Source organism: Streptomyces sp. SS7 (genome assembly GCF_037993025.1).
GTDB lineage: Bacteria > Actinomycetota > Actinomycetes > Streptomycetales > Streptomycetaceae > Streptomyces.
Genome location: NZ_CP141223.1, coordinates 1,957,550 through 1,977,528 on the forward strand (window position 1 = coordinate 1,957,550; position 19,979 = coordinate 1,977,528).

General features: G+C 71.6%; 16 protein-coding genes. 13 read left to right on the top strand and 3 right to left on the bottom strand.

The window, feature by feature from the left end:
• Window positions 1-28 precede the first annotated feature (28 nt).
• Window positions 29-1,267: an acyl-CoA dehydrogenase family protein gene (locus tag U5640_RS08770; RefSeq protein WP_340375222.1), complete on the bottom strand. Its 1,239-nt coding sequence runs from the start codon at window positions 1,265-1,267 to the stop codon at window positions 29-31.
• 194 nt (window positions 1,268-1,461) lie between these two features.
• On the opposite strand from U5640_RS08770, the gene U5640_RS08775 reads away from it, so the two are divergent.
• The 5 genes from U5640_RS08775 (at window position 1,462) to U5640_RS08795 (ending at window position 6,816) form a co-directional block, all read left to right on the top strand.
• Window positions 1,462-2,997, top strand: coding sequence for an AMP-binding protein (locus tag U5640_RS08775; protein ID WP_340375223.1), 1,536 nt, complete (start codon window positions 1,462-1,464; stop codon window positions 2,995-2,997).
• 73 nt (window positions 2,998-3,070) lie between these two features.
• Window positions 3,071-3,682, top strand: a complete 612-nt coding sequence (locus tag U5640_RS08780; RefSeq protein WP_340375224.1) for a histidine phosphatase family protein — start codon at window positions 3,071-3,073, stop codon at window positions 3,680-3,682.
• Between the two features lie 30 nt (window positions 3,683-3,712).
• Window positions 3,713-4,903, top strand: coding sequence for an acetyl-CoA C-acyltransferase (locus tag U5640_RS08785; RefSeq protein ID WP_340375225.1), 1,191 nt, complete (start codon window positions 3,713-3,715; stop codon window positions 4,901-4,903).
• An 18-nt stretch (window positions 4,904-4,921) separates the two neighbouring features.
• Window positions 4,922-5,893: a PDR/VanB family oxidoreductase gene (locus U5640_RS08790; protein ID WP_340375226.1), complete on the top strand. Its 972-nt coding sequence runs from the start codon at window positions 4,922-4,924 to the stop codon at window positions 5,891-5,893.
• Window positions 5,894-5,940: 47 nt separating this feature from the next.
• Entirely contained in the window at window positions 5,941-6,816 is an 876-nt protein-coding gene (locus U5640_RS08795; RefSeq protein ID WP_340375227.1) for a 3-hydroxybutyryl-CoA dehydrogenase, read from the top strand.
• A gap of 193 nt (window positions 6,817-7,009) precedes the next feature.
• Here the strand turns inward: U5640_RS08795 and acnA are convergent, their stop codons facing one another.
• A complete protein-coding gene (gene acnA, locus U5640_RS08800) occupies window positions 7,010-9,724 on the bottom strand; it encodes an aconitate hydratase AcnA (RefSeq protein ID WP_340385014.1) in 2,715 nt (904 codons plus the stop codon).
• A gap of 249 nt (window positions 9,725-9,973) precedes the next feature.
• Between acnA and U5640_RS08805 the strand changes: the two genes are divergently transcribed.
• Both U5640_RS08805 and U5640_RS08810 read left to right on the top strand, forming a co-directional pair.
• Window positions 9,974-10,840 carry a class I SAM-dependent methyltransferase gene (locus U5640_RS08805; protein ID WP_340375228.1) on the top strand — a complete coding sequence of 289 codons (867 nt, stop codon included), beginning with the start codon at window positions 9,974-9,976 and terminating at the stop codon, window positions 10,838-10,840.
• A gap of 64 nt (window positions 10,841-10,904) precedes the next feature.
• The gene (locus tag U5640_RS08810; protein ID WP_340375229.1) at window positions 10,905-12,434 is read left to right on the top strand and encodes a UDP-N-acetylglucosamine 1-carboxyvinyltransferase; all 1,530 of its coding nucleotides are present in this window, start codon (window positions 10,905-10,907) and stop codon (window positions 12,432-12,434) included.
• A 147-nt stretch (window positions 12,435-12,581) separates the two neighbouring features.
• Here U5640_RS08810 and U5640_RS08815 read toward each other — a convergent pair whose 3' ends face one another.
• Complete coding sequence (locus U5640_RS08815; protein WP_340375230.1) at window positions 12,582-13,199, bottom strand: alpha/beta hydrolase; 618 nt, start codon at window positions 13,197-13,199, stop codon at window positions 12,582-12,584.
• Between the two features lie 477 nt (window positions 13,200-13,676).
• On the opposite strand from U5640_RS08815, the gene U5640_RS08820 reads away from it, so the two are divergent.
• The 6 genes from U5640_RS08820 to U5640_RS08845 are packed head-to-tail and all read left to right on the top strand — an operon-like array spanning window position 13,677 to window position 19,957.
• Complete coding sequence (locus tag U5640_RS08820; protein WP_340375231.1) at window positions 13,677-14,933, top strand: ATP-grasp domain-containing protein; 1,257 nt, start codon at window positions 13,677-13,679, stop codon at window positions 14,931-14,933.
• Entirely contained in the window at window positions 14,930-15,793 is an 864-nt protein-coding gene (locus tag U5640_RS08825) for a DUF364 domain-containing protein (protein ID WP_340375232.1), read from the top strand. The genes U5640_RS08820 and U5640_RS08825 overlap by 4 nt, the downstream gene beginning before the upstream one ends.
• Window positions 15,790-16,878 (top strand): pyridoxal-phosphate dependent enzyme, encoded by a 1,089-nt coding sequence (locus U5640_RS08830; protein WP_340375233.1) that lies wholly within the window; start codon window positions 15,790-15,792, stop codon window positions 16,876-16,878. The genes U5640_RS08825 and U5640_RS08830 overlap by 4 nt, the downstream gene beginning before the upstream one ends.
• Entirely contained in the window at window positions 16,875-17,924 is a 1,050-nt protein-coding gene (locus U5640_RS08835) for a dipeptide epimerase (RefSeq protein WP_340375234.1), read from the top strand. Before U5640_RS08830 ends, U5640_RS08835 begins: the two co-directional genes overlap by 4 nt.
• Window positions 17,908-19,152: an MFS transporter gene (locus U5640_RS08840; RefSeq protein ID WP_340375235.1), complete on the top strand. Its 1,245-nt coding sequence runs from the start codon at window positions 17,908-17,910 to the stop codon at window positions 19,150-19,152. The genes U5640_RS08835 and U5640_RS08840 overlap by 17 nt, the downstream gene beginning before the upstream one ends.
• Before the next feature lie 13 nt (window positions 19,153-19,165).
• Window positions 19,166-19,957: a class I SAM-dependent methyltransferase gene (locus U5640_RS08845; RefSeq protein ID WP_340375236.1), complete on the top strand. Its 792-nt coding sequence runs from the start codon at window positions 19,166-19,168 to the stop codon at window positions 19,955-19,957.
• The last annotated feature ends 22 nt before the right edge of the window (window positions 19,958-19,979 follow it).

Below are 19,979 nucleotides of genomic sequence, written 5' to 3' on the forward strand. Positions count from 1 at the left end.
TGTGTGTGCCGAGACGAGGCGTGGTGCCTCAGTTGCCGGGGAGCTGCGAGAACGGCACCCGGTCCACCCGGGGCTCGGGCGGCAGCCCGAGCACCCGTTCGCCGATCAGGTTGCGCTGGATCTGATCGGTGCCTCCGGCCAGCCGGTAGCCGGGCGCGCCGAGGAGATGCCCGGTCCAGGCGAAGGTGCCCGGTTCCCCGGTGTCGGCGCTGATCCGCGCCCCCATCACCTCGGCGGCGACCTGCCCTGTGCGGGTGAGCAGTTCGGAGGCCATGAGTTTGGTCAACGACGCCTCCGGGCCCGGGCGGCCGCCTGCCGCGCTCGTCCTGGCGACGCGTTCGACGGTCGCCGCGCGCAGGGCGGCACGGATGTACAGGTCGGCGAGACGCTGGCGGACCAGCGGGTCCTCGGTGCGCCCGAGGGAGCGGGCGAGTGCGAGGACGTCCGTGAAGGTGCCGCCCTTGCGGCGGTTGCCGCTGCCGGAGGCGGTGCGTTCGAAGGCGAGGGTGGCGGTGGCGACCTCCCAGCCCTGGCCCGGTCGGCCGATCCGGAGCCGGTCGGGGACGCGTACGCCGCTGAGGAAGACCTCGTTGAAGGAGGCGCCGCCGCTCATCTGACGGATGGGGCGCACCTCCACTCCGGGCGCGTCCATCGGCACCAGAAAGGCGGTGATGCCGGCCTGTTTGACGACGTCCGGGTCGGTGCGGGCGAGCAGCAGACCGTAGTAGGCGAACTGGGCGCCCGAGGTCCACACCTTCTGACCGTCGATCACCCATGTCTCACCCTCCTGCCGGGCGCGGGTGCGCAGGGCCGCGAGGTCGGATCCGGCGCCGGGCTCGCTGAAGAGCTGGCAGGCCAGCAGGTCGGTGCGCAGGAAGGCGCGTGCGTGCTCGCGGCGCTGCTCGGCGGTCCCGAACAGGGAGACGGCCATCGCGACCAGCCGCACGGTGACGCTGATCAGTTCGGTGGACGGCGGTACCTCGAAGGCCGACTCCTCCTCGGCGAACGCCGCCGCATGGGCGGCGGTCAGGCCCGCGCCGCCCTTGTCCACGGGGAGGGTGAGCGCCTGGTAGCCGGCGTCGAACCGGGCTCGCTGGTAGGCGCGGCAGCGCTCCAGCAGCAGGCGTTCCTCGTCCTGGGGAAGGTTGTGGAACACGGCGAGGTCGGCGGCCTCCGTGGCGGAGTCCGGCGCCCGCACCGGTTCCAGCACGGTGGCCAGCCACTGCCGGACCTGCCTGCGCCATGCGTCCGGATCCAGCTCGGACATGGCTCCTCCTCGGGCACTTACCAGACGGTGGATTGAGTAACCGGAAACGGGTAGCGCACCTGCCACCCGCTGAAACAGGCGGGAATGACTACTCCCAGGATCAGAGTGTTCCGCACTTTCTTGATAAACGCTACAGTCTCAGTGTCTCCTCTCCCCTGAAATCGGGAGAGACCCGAGGAGCCGCCGGAGGAGCCATGTCGCTGCTGCCACTCGACCGTCGCGCCCAGGAGTCACCCGACGAGCCCGCCCTGGCGGACGACCTGGACGTCCTGTCCTGGTCCCGCCTCGCCGACCAGGTGGCCCGGGCGGCCGCCCGGCTGCTGGAGTTCGCGCCCGGCCCTGAGGACCGGATCGCCGTCCTCGGTGACAACGCCATCCCGACACTGGTGGCCCATCTGGCCGGCCTGCGCGCCGGAGTGGGGACCGTCGCCACGTCCCGGAACCTCACCTCGGGCGAGCTCGTGGAGCAGATCATCGACGCGGGCGCGACAGCGATCATCGCCGGACCCGTCGGCGCGGGTGCCGCACTCGACGCGGCCCGCGAACTGGGCCTGCCGGTGGTGGTGCACGGAACCCCGGCGCTCGGACACGCCTTCGACTGGGACCGGTGGCTGGCCGCCGCACCCGACGGGCACACCCTCCCCGCGGGCCGGCCCGCCCGGCCGCCGCTCGTCTACACCTCGGGAACCACCGGACGGGCGCGCGGCACCGAGGTGCGCTGGGTCGGCGAGCCGGTCGCGGACAGCTCCGCCTATCTCGCCGCCATGTCCGCACGGCCCGGATTCCCTCCGGGACCGCACCTGGTGTGCGGTCCCCTGCAGCACAACGCCCCGCTGACCTCGCTAAGGCATCTGGCGGCCGGCCGACCGGTGGTCGTCCTCGGCAGATACGACGCCGAGACGTTCCTGAGCCGGGTTGAGAAGTGGCGGGTGTCCTCGACGGTGATGGTGCCCACCCACTTCCAGCGGCTGCTCGCCCTCCCGGACGAGGTCCGCGCCCGCTACGACGTCTCCAGCCTGCGGCAGGTCTCCCACACCGGCTCCGCGTGTCCGCCGGACGTGAAGCGTGCCATGATCGACTGGTTCGGTCCCGTGCTCACCGAGTCGTACGGCGCCAGCGAAGCGGGCACCGTGGCACGTATCAGCAGCACCGAGTGGCTGGCCCACCCGGGGTCGGTCGGACGGGCACGGCCCCCCTTCGAGGTCCTGGTCACCGACGACGACGGCCGGCGACTGCCGCCCGGCGAACCAGGACTGCTGGCCTTCCGGGCCCCCGAGGACCAGGGCGTCCGCTACCACGCGGACCCGGACAAGACCAAGGCCGCCTACCTCGCGCCCGGTGTCTTCACCCTCGGCGACATCGGCTACGTCGACGCGGACGGCTACATCTTCATCACCGACCGGGCCGCGGACGTCGTGGTCTCCGGCGGCGTCAACCTCTACCCGGCCGAGAGCGAAGCCGTACTGCGCCGGCACCCCGCGGTCGCCGAGGTCGCCGTCATCGGCGTCCCCGACCCGGACTTCGGCGAGTCCCTGCGGGCGCTCGTCGTGGCGGCGGACGAACCGCCGGCCGACGAACTCGACCGGTTCTGCCGCGAGCGCCTGGCCGCCTACAAGTGCCCGAAGTCGTACGAGTTCGTCCCCGAACTCCTGCGCAACGCGATGGGCAAGCTCGACAAACGCGCGATGCGCCGACCCTACTGGGCCTCCGAACGGACCATCGCCGGCTGAGCCGGCGCACCGCTGCGCCCGCTCCCCCTGTGCCCCCTCGCGTCGCGCCCGCTCATCCCTGTGAAGGATCACCATGACCGAACTCCTGCTCATCCGGCACGGCCTCCCACTGGCCGGTGTGTTCGACCCGGGGCTGGCCCCGGAGGGCATCGCCCAGGCCGAGCAGCTCGCCGCCTGGTTCGCACACGAGGACCTCGACGCCCTCTACGTCAGCCCGTACCGGCGGGCCCGGGAAACCGCCGCGCCCCTGGAACGGCTCACCGGCATGACCGCCACCGTCCTCGACGACCTGCGCGAGTGGGACACGGACGTGTCCCAGCCCTACACGCCGCCCGAGCAGATCGGCGCCGACGATCCCCGGGCGGCGGCCCTCGCCGAGGGACGCTTCGAGGACTTCGTGCCCGACCTGGACCGGGACGCCTTTCGGGCACGTGCCGTTCGGGCCATGGACACCATTCTCGACGCCCATCCCGGCGCGCGGGTCGCGGCCGTGTGCCACGGCGGCATCACCAACACCTACCTGGCCGCGGTGCTGGGCCTGCCCACCATGTTCTGGTTCCACCCCGACTACACGTCCGTCAGCCGGGTCCGGCGCATGCCCGGCGGCCGTATCGTCCTGCACTCGGTCAACGAGACGGCCCATCTGATCGCCGGCCGTGCCGTGGACGCCGGCACGGCCGCCTGACCCCGTCCCCCACCCCAGGAGGTCCCGGCCATGCCCGGATCCGTCATCGTCGCCGGCACCAGGACGCCCGTCGGCAGACTGCTGGGCGCCCTCGGCTCCCTGTCCGCGGTCGACCTCGGCGCCGCCGCCGTCCGCGCCGCCCTGGCCGCCGTCGACCTGGAGCCGGCAGCCGTGGAAGCCGTCGTCATGGGCCATGTCGTCCAGGCCGGAGTCGGCCCCAACCCGGCCCGGCAGGCCGCGGTCCGGGCCGGCATCCCCTTCTCCGTGCCCGCGAGCACCGTCAACAAGCTCTGCCCGTCCGGACTGCACGCCATCGCCCTGGCCGACCTCATGATCGCCTCGGGGCGTCACGAAGTGGTCGTGGCAGGCGGCATGGAGTCCATGTCGAACGCCCCCCACCTGCTGCGCGGACCCCGCACCGGCTGGAAGTACGGTTCGGCGGCGGCGGAGGACGCCCTCGACCGCGATGCGCTGGTCTGCGCCTTCGACGGCGTCTCCATGGGGGCGGCGACCGAGCGCTACCAACGGCCGTACGGCCTGACCCGTGAGGAACAGGACGAGTACAGCGCCCTCTCCCATCAAAGGGCCGCCCAGGCCCAGAGGTCGGGTGCGTTGTCGGAGGAGATCACCCCCGTCACCGTGGCCGGGCGCCGGGGCGAGACGGTGGTCGCGGCCGACGAGGGCGTACGGCCCGGGACCACCGGCGAGAGCCTGGGGCTCCTGAGGCCGGCCTTCTCCGGCACGGGCACCATCACGGCGGGCAACGCCTCGCAGCTCTCCGACGGGGCCGCGGCCGTCGTCGTGATGAGTGCCGAGCGTGCCCGGCGGGAGGGTCTGGCTCCGCTCGCCGAGATCGGAGCCTACGGCACGGTCGCGGGCCCCGACCCCTCCCTGCTCGTCCAGCCGGCCGGCGCGATCCGTGACGCGTTGTCCCGGGACGGCCGGCTCGAGGCGGCCGACCTGGACCTCTTCGAGATCAACGAGGCGTTCGCCTCGGTGGCCCTGGCCTCCGTACGGGAGCTGGACATCCCCCTGGACAAGGTGAACGTCAACGGCGGGGCCATCGCGCTCGGGCACCCGGTCGGCATGACCGGCGCCCGGCTGGTCCTGACCCTCGCCGCCGAGCTGCGACGGCGCGGAGGCGGCAGCGGAGCGGCGGCCCTGTGCGGAGGCGGCGGCCAGGGCGACGCACTCCTGCTGCACGTGCCGACACCGGCCTGACCCCGGAGCTGAACCACCATGAACGACCCACTGACCACGGTCGACGCGATGCTCACCGTGGAGACCCTCACCCGGGCCGCGGACGACGTCGTCTCCCTCACCCTGCGCCGCCCGGACGGCGGCCCGCTGCCCGCCTGGACCCCGGGCGCCCACGTCGACCTGTTCCTGTACGACGGCGAGGGCGGCGAACTGATCCGTCAGTACTCCCTGTGCGGACATCCGGCCGAACGCGACGCCTGGCGGATCGCCGTCCTGCGCGAGCCCGACGGCCGTGGGGGGTCGGCGTACGTCCACGACCACCTCCACGAGGGCACCGAGGTACGGGTGCGCGGGCCGCGGAACAACTTCCCGCTGCGGCCGGCCGAACGTCACCTCTTCATCGCCGGCGGTGTCGGCATCACACCCGTCCTGCCCATGGTCGAGGCAGCCGAGGCCGCAGGGGCCGACTGGCGTCTGCTGTACGGCGGCCGCACCCGGACCTCCATGGCATTCCTGGACCGTCTCGCCCCGTACGGGCACCGGGTCCTCGTCCGTCCGCAGGACGAGTACGGCCTGCTGGACCTCGCCACGTTCCTCGGCGCGCCCCGGGAAGGCACCCTGGTCCACGCCTGCGGTCCCGAACCCCTGCTGCGCGCGGTGCAGGAGCGGTGCGCGGCCTGGCCGCCCGGCACGCTGGGCGTCGAACGCTTCGCCCCGGTCCGGACGGCCGAAACCGGCCCGGCCGATGCCTTCGAGCTGGAGCTGGCCCGATCCGGGCTCACTCTCACCGTGGCGCCCGGCCGTTCGGTGCTCGAAACGCTGGAGGAAGCCGGCGTCGCGGTCGACTTCTCCTGCCGGGAAGGCACCTGCGGCACCTGCGAGACCGACGTGCTGGACGGCAGGCCCGACCACCGCGACGCGCTGCTGTCCGAGGACGAACGGGCCGCCGGCGACACCATGCTCATCTGCGTCTCCCGCTCGTGCGGGCCCCGCCTCGTCCTCGATCTATGACGGCGATCACCTCCAGCTGGACAGCGACTCATCAGACAGGACCTCAGATGGACCTCATCACCCGTCTCGGCGTCGTCGGCTGCGGCCTCATGGGCTCCGGCATCGCCGAAGTCGCCGCCCGCAGCGGTCTGGACGTCCGTGTCGCCGAGGCCACGCCCGACGCGGTCGAGGCAGGCCGCCGCCGGCTCACCGCTTCCCTCGACCGAGCCCTGAGACGTCACAGACTCAGCGAGGAGCAGCGAGACCAGGCCCTGACCAGGGTTTCCTTCACCCTTGACCTCACGGAGATGGCCGACCGCCAGTTCGTCGTCGAAGCAGTCGCCGAGAACCGCGACATCAAGACCGACGTCCTGCGCGCCCTGGACAAGGCGGTCGAGGACCCAGCGGCGGTCCTGGCCACCAACACCTCCTCGATCCCCGTCGTCGACCTCGCCGTCGTCACCGAGCGGCCGGCCCGGGTCATCGGCCTGCATTTCTTCAACCCCGTACCCGTACAGCGGCTGGTCGAGCTCATTCCCTCCCTCACCACCGACGCCGACACCGTGCGCCGCACCCGCAGCTTCGCCGAGCAACTGGGCAAACAGGCCATCCAGGCGCCCGACCGTTCCGGCTTCGTCGTCAACGCCCTCCTCGTGCCCTACCTGCTCGGCGCGATACGGATGGTGGAGTCCGGCTCGGCACGGCCGGAGGACATCGACCGGGGCATGGAACTCGGATGCGCCCATCCCATGGGGCCGTTGCGCCTGCTCGACCTCATCGGCCTCGACACCGCCCAGGCCGTGGCCGAGTCCATGTACGAGGAGTTCAAGGAGCCGTTGTACGCACCGCCCGCCCTTCTCCGCCGCATGGTCGCCGCAGGGCACCTCGGTCGCAAGAGCGGCCGGGGCTTCCACGTCTACGACACGTCAACGGCCCGGGACTGAAGTCCCGGGCTTGCTGTGGAAGAACCCCGCACCCGGTGCCGGGTGCGGGGTTCTTCGTCGTCGCAAGGATGCGCGGCTCCGCTCCGGGGACAGATCACGTGCGGTCATGGTGACCGGCGCGTCTTCCGCCCCGTCGAGCGCGAGCGCCCCACACCCCGCGAGATGCGGGGGCAGGGCGCTCGTTCACGTCAGATCAAGAAGCGACGAGTTGGCGCAGCACGTACTGCATGATGCCGCCGTTGCGGTAGTAGTCCGCCTCGCCGGGGGTGTCGATGCGGACGACCGCGTCGAACTCGACGCCGGTGTCGGTGGTGACCTTCACCGTGCTCGGGGTGGTGCCCTCGTTCAGCTCGGACACGCCGGTGATGGAGAAGGTCTCCTCGCCGGTCAGGCCGAGCGAGTCGGCGGACTGGCCGGCCGGGAACTGCAGCGGCAGGACGCCCATGCCGATGAGGTTCGAGCGGTGGATGCGCTCGTACGACTCGGTGATGACGGCCTTGACGCCGAGCAGCGCGGTGCCCTTGGCGGCCCAGTCACGGGAGGAGCCGGAGCCGTACTCCTTGCCGCCCAGGATGACCAGCGGGACGCCGGCGGCCTGGTAGTTCTGCGACGCGTCGTAGATGAAGGAGACCGGCGCGCCGTCCTGGGTGAAGTCGCGGGTGTAGCCGCCCTCGGTGCCCGGCGCGATCTGGTTGCGCAGGCGGATGTTGGCGAAGGTACCGCGGATCATGACCTCGTGGTTGCCTCGGCGCGAGCCGTAGGAGTTGAAGTCACGACGCTCCACACCGTGCTCGGTGAGGTACTTGCCGGCCGGGGTGTCGGCCTTGATGGCACCGGCCGGGGAGATGTGGTCGGTGGTGACCGAGTCGCCCAGCTTGGCGAGGACGCGGGCGCCGGAGATGTCGGAGACCGGCTCCGGGTCCATGCCCATGCCCTCGAAGTACGGGGGCTTGCGGACGTACGTCGACTCGGGGTCCCACTCGAAGGTGTTGCCGGTCGGGACGGACAGCGACTGCCACTGGAGGTCGCCCGCGAAGACGTCGGAGTAGGACTTGCTGAACATGTCCTCGCCGATGGCGTTGGCCACGACGTCGTTGACCTCGGCCTCGGAGGGCCAGATGTCCTTGAGGTAGACCGGGTTGCCGTCCTGGTCGGTGCCCAGGACGTCCTTGGTGATGTCCACCTTCATGGAGCCCGCGATGGCGTACGCGACGACCAGCGGCGGGGAGGCCAGGTAGTTCATCTTGACGTCGGGGTTGATCCGGCCCTCGAAGTTGCGGTTGCCGGAGAGGACCGAGGTGACGGCGAGGTCGTGGTCGTTGACGGCCTTGGAGACCTCCTCCGGCAGCGGGCCGGAGTTGCCGATGCAGGTGGTGCAGCCGTAGCCGACGAGGTTGAAGCCGACCTTGTCGAGGTACGGGGTGAGGCCCGCCTTGTCGAAGTAGTCGGTGACGACCTTGGAGCCCGGGGCGAGGGTGGTCTTGACCCACGGCTTGCGGGTCAGGCCCTTCTCCACCGCCTTCTTGGCCACCAGCGCGGCGGCGACCATGACGTACGGGTTGGAGGTGTTGGTGCAGGAGGTGATCGCGGCGACGGTGACGGCGCCGTGGTCGATCTCGTAGGTCGAGCCGTCGGGGGCGGTGACGGTGACCGGGTTGGTGGGCACGCCGTTGGAGGTGGCCGGGGCGTCGGAGGCCGGGAAGGACTCCTCGCCCGCCTCGTCGGCGGTGGCGACGTAGTTGCGTACGTCGCTCTTGAACTGCTCGGCGGCGTTCGCGAGGACGATGCGGTCCTGCGGGCGCTTCGGGCCGGCGATGGACGGGACGACCGTCGAGAGGTCGAGCTCCAGCTTCTCGGAGAAGTCCGGCTCGGCCTTCGGGTCCAGCCAGAGGCCCTGCTCCTTGGCGTACGCCTCGACGAGCGCGACCTGCTGCGCGGAGCGGCCGGTGAGCCTGAGGTAGTTCAGGGTCTCGTCGTCGATCGGGAAGATCGCGGCGGTGGAGCCGAACTCGGGGGACATGTTGCCGATGGTGGCGCGGTTGGCGAGGCTGGTGGCCGCCACACCCTCGCCGTAGAACTCGACGAACTTGCCGACGACGCCGTGCTTGCGGAGCATCTCGGTGATGGTGAGCACCAGGTCGGTGGCGGTGGTGCCGGTGGGCAGCTCGCCGGTGAGCTTGAAGCCGACGACGCGAGGGATCAGCATGGAGACCGGCTGGCCGAGCATCGCGGCCTCGGCCTCGATGCCGCCGACGCCCCAGCCCAGCACCCCGAGGCCGTTGACCATGGTGGTGTGCGAGTCGGTGCCGACCAGGGTGTCGGGGTACGCCTGCCCGCCGCGGACCATGACGGTCCGGGCGAGGTGCTCGATGTTCACCTGGTGGACGATGCCGGTGCCCGGCGGGACGACCTTGAAGTCGTCGAAGGCGGTCTGGCCCCAGCGCAGGAACTGGTAGCGCTCCTTGTTGCGGCCGTACTCCAGCTCGACGTTCTGCTGGAAGGCGTCGCTGGTGCCGAACCGGTCGGCGATGACGGAGTGGTCGATGACCATCTCGGCCGGGGAGAGCGGGTTGATCTTCGCCGGGTCGCCACCGAGGGCCGCGACGGCCTCACGCATGGTGGCGAGGTCGACGACACAGGGCACACCGGTGAAGTCCTGCATGATGACGCGGGCCGGCGTGAACTGGATCTCCTGGCTGGGCTGGGCCTGCGAGTCCCAGGTGCCGAGGGCGCGGATGTGGTCGGCGGTGATGTTCGCGCCGTCCTCCGTGCGGAGCAGGTTCTCCAGCAGGACCTTGAGGCTGTAGGGGAGTCGGGCCGAGCCCTCCACCTTGTCCAGGCGGAAGATCTCGTACGACTCGTCGCCCACCTGCAGCGTGCTGCGGGCGTCGAAGCTGTTCGCCGACACGACGGTCTCCTTCATTGATGTGCGCGTACCACCGCATCCTGCCGCCACGCGGGCTTGGCCGATCCGCTTAGGTCAGGCTAAGTTAGGTAACCCTCACTACCAGACCGGTGATGCGCGCGGCTGCGGTGCGCCTCGGCAGATATCTCGATGTCGAGATAACTCTAGTACATGGGGGCCGGATGGTCATGCCCGGGCTCGCCACACACCCGAGCACCCCCTCCAGGCTCTCCCACGACGAAGGGAGTCGGCATGCCCGAGGGGTGGCGATGGGACAGGACGCTGTTCCAGGGCAGCGCGGTCCACTACGTACAGGGGCGGCTGCCGTACGCGCCGGGGCTCGGGGAGTCCCTGGCCGGGGCCCTCGGGCTGGACGGGCGGGGGCGACTGCTGGACGTGGGGTGCGGTCCCGGGATCGTGACACTGCCGCTGGCCCGGTTCTTCACCGAGGCGGTCGGGCTCGACCCGGACGAGGACATGCTGGCGGAGGCCGCGCGGCGGGCCGCCGGGGACGGGGTGGCCAACGCGCACTGGGTGGCCGCCCGGGCCGAGGACCTGCCGGCCGGACTGGGCGAGTTCCGGACCGTGACGTTCGCGCAGTCCTTCCACTGGACGGAGCGCGAACGGGTCGCCGCCGCCGTCCTGGGGATGCTGGAGCCGGGCGGCACGCTCGTCCACATCGCCGACCTGAAGGACCCGCCACCGGCCACGGCACCGCTGCCGCTGCCCGCTCCCCCGTACGCCCTGATCGGCGAGCTCGTACGGCACTACCTGGGCCCGGTCCGGCGCGCGGGACAGGGGGTGCTCGTCCACGGGACACCGGGCGGTGAGGACGCCGTCTTCGCCGGAGCCGGTTTCGCGCCCGCGGGCCGGCAGGTCGTACCGGCCGGCCAGGTCGCGATCCGCACCGTGGACGCCCTCGTGGCCTGGGCGTTCTCCCGGTCCGACTCGGCCCCGCACCTGTTCGGGGACCGGCTGCCGGAATTCGAGCGGGATCTGCGCGCACTGCTGGGCGCCCGTGCCCCGGACGGCCGCTTCGCCGAGCACATCCCGCCGACCGAGATCAGGATGTGGCGCAAGGGGCGGTGTACCCACCGAGCGGCCTCCGCCGACCGTTGACGGGACATCACCCGGACGGACCCCCCACAAGGCGCCATCTCATATCTGAGATAACCTCAGCCCCATGGCAGACGACTACCTCGTACGCATCGGCAAGCTCATCCGTGATGCCCGGCAGCACCGTGGCTGGACACAGGCGCAGCTGGCCGAGGCGCTCAACACCAGCCAGAGCGCCGTCAATCGGATCGAGCGCGGCAACCAGAACATCAGCCTTGAGATGATCGCCCGCATCGGCGAAGCGCTGGACAGCGAGATCGTCTCGCTGGGCTACGCGGGCCCGATGCACCTGCGCGTCGTGGGCGGCCGCCGGCTGTCCGGTGCCATCGACGTCAAGACGAGCAAGAACGCCTGTGTCGCTCTGCTGTGCGCCTCGCTGCTCAACCGGGGGCGCACGGTCCTGCGCCGGGTGGCCCGGATCGAGGAGGTCTACCGTCTGCTCGAGGTGCTGAACTCCATCGGCGTGCGCACCCGTTGGATCAACGGCGGGGTCGACCTGGAGATCGTGCCGCCGGCCGACCTGGACATGGCGGCGATCGACGCCGACGCCGCCGTACGCACCCGGTCGATCATCATGTTCTTCGGCCCGCTGCTGCACCGCATGGACTCCTTCAAGCTGCCCTACGCCGGCGGCTGCGACCTGGGCACGCGCACCATCGAGCCGCACATGATCGCGCTGCGCCGGTTCGGGCTGGACATCGCGGCCACGGAGGGGCAGTACCACGCCGTCGTGGACCGCGCCGTACGCCCCGACCGGCCGATCGTGCTGACCGAGCGCGGGGACACGGTCACCGAGAACGCGCTGCTGGCCGCCGCCCGGCACGACGGGGTGACCGTCATCCGCAACGCCTCCTCCAACTACATGGTCCAGGACCTCTGCTTCTTCCTGGAGGCACTGGGCGTACGGGTCGAGGGCATCGGCACCACCACGCTCACCGTGCACGGCGTGCCGACCATCGACACCGACGTCGACTACTCGCCCTCCGAGGACCCGGTGGAGGCGATGAGCCTGCTGGCCGCCGCCGTCGTCACCGAGTCGGAGCTGACGGTGCGCCGGGTCCCCATCGAGTTCCTGGAGATCGAGCTGGCGGTCTTGGAGGAGATGGGCCTCGACCACGACCGCACGCCCGAGTACGTCGCCGACAACGGCCGCACCCGGCTGGTGGACCTCACCGTGCGGCCCTCCAAGCTGGAGGCGCCGATCGACAAGATCCACCCCATGCCGTTCCCCGGCCTGAACATCGACAACGTGCCCTTCTTCGCGGCCATCGCCGCCGTCGCCTCCGGCAAGACCCTGATCCACGACTGGGTCTACGACAACCGCGCGATCTACCTCACCGACCTCAACCGCCTCGGCGGCCGCCTCCAGCTCCTCGACCCGCACCGGGTCCTGGTGGAGGGCCCCACCCGCTGGCGCGCCGCCGAGATGATGTGCCCCCCGGCCCTGCGCCCCGCCGTGGTCGTCCTCCTGGCGATGATGGCGGCGGAGGGCACGTCCGTCCTGCGGAACGTGTACGTCATCAACCGCGGCTACGAGGACCTGGCGGAACGCCTGAACTCGATCGGGGCGCAGATCGAGATCTTCCGGGACATCTGAAGGTCTTCAGAAACAGCACCACCACACCCCTCCTGACCTGCATGAACGCGAGGTGGGAGGGGAGGTGGCGGCACCTCTGGGACTTTTCTGGGACTTTCAGCCGGGACCGAAAGCGTCCGGCCGCTGCGCACTGGACAGGGTGATGCGTCATAAAAAACATGCGCAACAAAAACAGGTGGCACGGCCGCCGCCACCGCACGGCGCACCGCGCACGGCGGGCGCCTTCTCGGATGCCGTCTTCCGGCCGTTAGCCCTCCTCGGTCGGGAGGGGCGGCTCACCCGGAGTTCTTTCTCTGTACGGGTATCACTGCGCCGTAGGCAGTCCGGACCCCGTGCAGCGCACGTCCGCCACCGGCACCGCCCCGTCGATGAGGTATGCGGCCGCCGCGTCGCCCACGCAGGCGTGACGCGACGGGCGAAGACGCCGTGCGAGTAGTCGTTGTCGAGCGTGAGCAAGCGGGAGCCCTGCAAGAGGCGGCGCCATTGTCGCACCCCTTCGATCATGGTGACGGAATCGTGGGCGGAGGCCACCAGCAGGAGGGGCGGGGCGTCCGGGCTGCCGAGTGGGTGCGGCGGATCGAGGCGACGTGCGCGATGGATGTCCTGCACGACCTGAGGGCAGCCCCGACGCCCTCCGGCCCGCCGCACAGGCGCGCAGGCGCGCAGGCCGTCGGCAAGGCTGGCCCAGCGTTTGGTGCGGCCCAGGGCGCGGTGGACGACGCGGTCGCACTCCGCCGGGCCGCAGCCGGCGACGGCCGATGACATCGCACGAACGGCGCACACTCACGGGAAGTTCGGCGCGCTCGGTGACCGCGTAGGGCAGGCCGGAGCCGCCCGGGTCGACCAGCAGGCGCCGCGGCGCTCGGCGGGGAGCGGGAGACCTCCACCTCACCGCGCGGCCCCGGGGACGGTTCCAGCCCAGCGGGACGCTGATCCGTCCGCACTCGACGCGGTCCGGGGCCGCGGGCCTCGGCACGGACACGGGGCATGCGCCGAAGCGGAGGGGCGGTGTCGCGGAGGCGGTGGCCTGAACCGGGGCGGTGGGCACGAGGGCGGCCGTGGCGGTGCGGGCACACAGCAGGGGGCCGGGGCGGAACAAGGGGCTGTCTCCCATGGGCTTCGACAAGAGGCTGGTAAATGAAAATGATTATCGATAGCGTGTGTGCGCAACGCCTGATCCCTCCCGCCCGAGGGCTCTCAGGGCTGCCTGACACCTGAACCGATGGCACGAAAAGGGGAGTTGTGGCGCATCTGCTGATGGTCGAGAGCTGGGTCGGGTCGATGAGCAGGCTGCTGCCACGGGCGATCCGGGAGGGCGGGCACGAGTTCACGTTCCTCACCCGCGACCTGCACCACTACCTCCGTTCGGCTCCCGAGGGGGCGGCGCACCCGCTGCTCGGCGCACGCAATGTCATCACCGCCGACACCAACGACACCGACGCCCTCCTGCCGGAGATCGAGCGACTGCACGCCGTGCTGCGCTTCGACGGCGTGATCACCTCCTGTGACTACTACCTGCCGACGGTGGCCCGCATCGCCGGGCGCCTGGGACTGCCCGGCTCGACCCCGGAAGCCGTCGAGAACGCCTGTCGCAAGGACGCCACCCGCCGGGTCCTCACGGACGCGGGGGTGCCCGGGCCGCGCTTCGCCGTGCACGAGGAGTGGGCCGACCTCGCCCGGGCCGCACAGGAGATCGGCTATCCGCTGGTCGTCAAGCCGGTCGACCTGTGCGCCGGCATGTACGTGCGCCGCGTGGACGACGAGGAACAACTCGTCGCCGCGGTAAGGGCACTGGCCGACTTCCAGGTCAACGCGCGCGGGCAGCGGCGGGAGCCCGTCGTCCTGCTGGAGGAGCTGCTGGACGGCCCCGAGGTGAGCGTCGAGACGGTGTCGCACGCGGGCGCGGTCCACGTGGTGGGCGTGACCGACAAGAGCATCGGCGGGGCGCCCGCGTTCATCGAGACCGGCCACATGTTCCCGGCCGCCCTTCCCGCCGCGGACGCCGAGGCCGCGGAGCAGACCGCCCTCGCCGCGCTCAAGGCCCTCGGCCTGACCGACGGCGTGGTGGCGCACACCGAGATCAAGCTGACCTCCGCCGGTCCGCGCGTGGTCGAGGTCAATCCGCGGCCCGCCGGGAACCGCATCACTGAGCTGATCCGCCACGTGACGGGCATCGACTTGGCCGCGGCCTTCGTGGAGGTGTCCCTAGGCCGCGAACCCGACCTGCGGGGCGGCGACACCGGGCTGCGCAGCGCGGCCATCGGCTTCCTCGTACCGGAGACCTCGGGCACGCTCGATTCGCTGGACGGCGGCGAACTCCTGGATGTGCCAGGCGTGTTGGAGGTGCAGCTCGCCGAGCCCGGCAAGCAGGTGACGGCGGCGGGCAGCAACAACGAGTACCTCGGGCATGTCATGGCCGGCGACGCCGAGGGGCTGGGCGCCCGGGACCATGTCGAGGCCCTGCTCGGCGAGCTGCGGTCCGGGTTGGTGATCCGATGACCGTCCCCACCGGCACAGCCCGCACGACAGCGTTCGAGACCTGTGAGTCGTACGACGAGCTCGTGGCGCGCGTCCGTGCCGGTGAGCTCGGCCCGGATCCGGCCGCGCAGCGGATCGCCGTGGCCTTCACCACACGGCAGGCGGTACGGCACGCCGGGCGCGGTACCGGTTACCGCAACGAGGTGCTCAGCCTGCGTGTGGGCGGGGCCGTGGGCTCGTGTGCGGTCGAGCCCGGGGCCCTGCCCGACGGCGCGATCGACGCTTGTGTCGGCGCCGACGTGGCCCGGCTGCTGGAGCACCAGCTGCTGCCGGTGCGCGTGGCCGCGCTGGACGCCTATCTGATGCACGTCACTCCGCACGCTCCGGAGAACGGGGCGCGACCCGTGCCCCTGTCCGCCGGGACCTCGCTGGAGAAGTCCCGGGCCCGGGCGCGGGCCGTCGTCGAGCTGCTCGATGTGCCTGGCGGCGCGCGCGTGCTGGTGGTGGGGGTCGTCAACTCCCTGCTGGAGGAGCTGCGTTGGCGAGGACTCGGCTACGTACCGTGCGATCTCAAGGGCGGGCTGACCGAGTGGGGCGAGGAGGTCGCCACCGACGCGCTCGCCGAGGCCGGCCGCTGCGACGCCCTGCTGGTGTCCGGGATGACGCTGGGCAACGACACCTTCGAGCCGTTGCGGCAACACGCGCTGGCGTACGGCAAGCAGCTGGTGATGTTCGCCCAGACCGGCAGCGCCGTGCTGCCTCGTTTCCTGGGGCACGGGGTGAGCGCGGTGTGCGCGGAGCCGTATCCCTTCTTCTGGCTCGACGGCGGTCCTGGCACCGTGCACCGCTACGGCGGTCCGTGTCCGGAGGGCGGGCGATGACGACCACGGCCGTGCGTCCCACGGCTCGCCCGGAACTGCTCGCCCTGTTGGGCCGCACGCCTTTGGTCCGCATCAGCGCCGACCTGCCCGGCCCGCACCCGGGTTTCTGGGCCAAGCTCGAAGGGCTCGCGGCGGGCGGCATGAAGGCGCGGGCCGCTGTGTCGATGCTGCTGGGTGCCCGGGAGCGCGGCGAACTGCGACCCGGCGCACCGGTGGTGGAGTCCACCTCCGGCACGCTCGGCATCGGGCTGGCCTTCGCCGGGCAGGCCCTCGGCCATCCCGTGGTGCTGGTCGGCGACAGTGAACTGGAGCCGGCCATGCGGCAGTTGTTGCGTGCCCATGGTGTACGGCTGGAGATCGTGGATCGTCCGGCGGCACGGGGCGGCTGGCAGGCCGCGCGGCTGGATCGGCTGCGGGAGCTGCTCGCCGTGTTGCCCGGCGCGTACTGGCCGGACCAGTACAACAACCCCGACAACAGCGCCGGTTACGCTTCGCTCGCTGCCGAACTCGTCGACCGGCTCGATCATTTGGACATCCTGGTGTGCAGCGTCGGCACCGGCGGCCACAGCGCGGGCATCGTCGGCCCGCTGCGGCGGCGCTGGCCCTCGCTGCGGCTGATCGGTGTCGACTCGACCGGCTCCACGATCTTCGGCCAGCCCGCCCGGCCGAGGCTGATGCGCGGCCTGGGCAGCAGCATCCACCCGCGCAATGTCGCCTACGACGCTTTCGACGAGGTCCACTGGGTCGGTCCGGCCGAGGCTGTGGACAGCTGCCGCCGACTCGCTCAGGGCAGTTTCGTCAGCGGCGGCTGGAGCACGGGGGCCGCCGCCCGCGTCGCCGCCTGGGCCGCCCGGGTCCACCCAGGCGCGGTCGTCGCCACCGTCTTCCCCGACGGCCCGCACCGCTACCTCGGCACCGTCTACGACGACGACTTCGCCGCCGCTCACGGCCTCGACCCCGGCACGGCGGCCACCCGCCCGGTGCAGATCCCGCACCCCCATGCCGCCGAGGCCACCGGCTGGGTGCGCTGCACGCGCGTCTCCGATCCGCTCAAGGCCGTACCCCACCCGGAAAGGACCCCGTGAAGGCCAGCCTGCGCACCGTACGTCTCGAACTCACCGAGCCGCTGCGCATCTCCCGCTCCACCATGTCCGCCCGCAGCGCCGTATGGCTGACCGTCGAACACGACGGCGCGACCGGCCACGGCGAGGCCGTCACCAGCGTCTACTACGGGCTGGACACCGACACTCTCCGAGGGCTCCTCGCCACCGCCGGTAGGGACCTCGCCCGTTTCCCCGACCCCGAAAGTGCTCTGTACGGCGGCGAGTCGATCTGTGAGAACACTCCCCCGGCCGTGACCGCCGCGGTCGAGGCCGCGCTGCTCGACCTCGTCGGCAAGCGCGCGGGCCGCCCCGTGCACCGGCTCCTGGGTGCCCCGGAGGCTCCGCTCGCCGCCACCGCCCGCACCATCGGCATCACCTCCCTGGCCCACGCGGCGGCACAGGCCCGCTGTCTCACGGCAAGCGGCTTCGAGGTCATCAAGGTCAAGGCGGGCACCCCCGATCCGGAGGAGGACATCGAGCGCGTCCGCGTCATCCGCGACGCCGCGCCCCGGGCCCGGCTCCTGCTGGACCCCAACGGCGCCTGGGCCGTGGCGCAGGCCGAGGCGCTGCTGCCCCGGTTCGCCGACCTCGGCGTCGAGGCCGTCGAACAGCCCCTCGCGCCCGGCGACCCGGAGGCGCTGGGTGCGCTGGCCGAGCGCTCACCGCTGCCGGTCATCGCCGACGAGGACGCCGTCGACCTGAAGGACGTACGCCGCCTGGCCGGACGCGTCCAGGGCGTCAACGTCAAGCTCGCCAAGTGCGGCGGGGTGTACGCGGCCCTGCGCATCGCCGAGTTGCTCGACGGCAGCGGCACGGAGCTGATGCTGGGCTGCCTGACCGCCAGCAGCCTGGGGCTGGCGCCCGCCGTGCACCTCGCCGACCGGGCCCGCTGGGTCGACCTCGACGGACACCTCCTGCTCGCCCACGACCCGTGGACCGGCATCGGCGGCGCCGACGGCGTCGTACGCGCAAGTGTCCGCCCGGGCCTGGGAGTTCAGGAGGTGGGTGCGTATGAGGACGTGGCGTGAGATGCGCCGCTTCCCGCTCGCGGTCCAGCTCCTGCTGGTCAACCAGCTCGGCGTCAACACCGGCTTCTACCTCCTCATCCCCTACCTCGCCACCCACCTCGGCGAGAACCTGGGCATGTCGGCGGCCGTCGTCGGCATCGTCCTCGGCGTGCGCAACCTCAGCCAGCAGGGGTTGTTCATCATCGGCGGCTCCGCCTCCGACCGGCTCGGCGCGCGCGGCGTCATCATCGCCGGCTGCGCCCTGCGCACCGTCGGGTTCGCCCTGTTCGCGCTCGGCGACGACCTGACCGTACTGCTCGCCGCGTCCGTCCTCAGCGGGCTCGCCGGGGCGCTGTTCAACCCCGCTGTACGCACCTACATCGCCCAGGAAGCGGGCGGGCGCAAGGCCGAGGCGTTCGCCCTGTTCAACGTGTTCGCCACCACCGGGGCGCTGATCGGGCCGCTGCTGGGCAGCGCGCTGCTGCTCGTGGACTTCCGCACGTCCGCGCTCACCGCAGCCGGGATCTTCGCCGCTCTCACCGTCGCCCAGGCCCTCGTACTGCCCGCCCGGGAGGTCGAGCCGGGCAAGGGCACGGTCCTCACGGACTGGCGGGAGGTCCTGGGCAATCGCGCCTTCCTCGCCTTCGCGCTCGCCATGGTCGGCATGTTCACCCTGGAGAACCAGCTGTATCTGCTGCTGCCCGACGGAGCCCGCCGGGCCACCGGCTGGAACGGTGCCGCCGGCCTCGTCTTCCTCGTCGGCACCGTCACCAACCTGGCGCTCCAGCTGCGCATCACCCGTGCCCTCAAGGAGCGTGGAGACAGGGCGCGTTGGATCGCGACCGGTCTGGGCCTCATGGCGGTGGCGTTCCTGCCGCCCGCCCTGGTCGTGGGCTCCTCCGGCCACCCGGTGCTGCGCGCCCTGCCCGTACTGATCGGCGCCCTGCTGCTCTACCTCGGGGTGATGGTCGCCCAGCCGTTCGTGATGGAGCTGATCCCCGGCTTCGGGCGGTCGGAGCTGACCGGCACCTACTTCGGCATCTTCTACGTGGTCTCCGGCATCGCGGCCGCCGTCGGCAACACCGTCGTCGGCTGGGCCATGGACGCCGGGGAGCGGGGCGGCGCCGACTGGCTGCCGTGGGCGTGCTGTGCCCTGTTCGGGCTCGCGTCCGCGCTGGGCGTGGCCTGGCTGCACCGGCTCGGGTCGCTGCCGATGCCGTCGAAGCCCGCCGTACCGGCCGCGGCCTGAGGGAGGAGGCGCCATGACCGAGACGAACCTGCTCACCGACAACCCCGTGCTGTACGAGGCCCGATTCCCCGACCCCGACCGGCTGGCCGCACGCTGGACGGAGGACTGCCTCCGCCGGCAGGGCGCGGGAGAGCGCGTCCTCGACCTGGGCTGCGGCACCGGTCGCGACGCCGCCCACCTCCACGCCGTCGGCCGCACGGTCATCGGTGCCGACATCTCCGAAGCGATGCTCGCCCACGCCCGCACCCACCACCCCGGACCCGCTTACGTCCGCGCCGACCTGCATGGCTTCAACCTGGGCCGGGGCGTGTTCGACGCCGTGGTGTGCCTGGACAGTGCCCTGCTGTACTGCCACACCAACGACCAGCTCGACGCCTTCCTGACCTCCTGTCGCCGCGCCCTGGCTCCCGGCGGTGTGCTGGTCGCGGAGATGCGCAACGGCGCGTACTTCCTCGGCCGCACCGACCTGCTGGACATGCCCGCCGTCAATTCCTTCACCTGGCAGGGCACCGTCTACCGGTCCCACACCACGCTCACCCTGGACCGCAGCGCCCAACTCCTGCGTCGTACGCGCGTATGGAGCGCGGACGACGGGTCGGAGCCGGTCGAGCAGCGTTCCGCGTGGCGGCTGCTGTTCCCGCAGGAGCTGCGCCATCTGCTGACCGCGCACGGCTTCGAGGTCCTCGAACTCCACGACGGGCCCGGCCCGCGCACCGAACCGCCCTGGCAAGACGGCCAGTTGCCCGGAGACAGGACGGACGCGGACCGGCTGCACATCGTCGCCCGCCTGAACACCACCCGCTGACACCCACACCCCAAGGACGGTC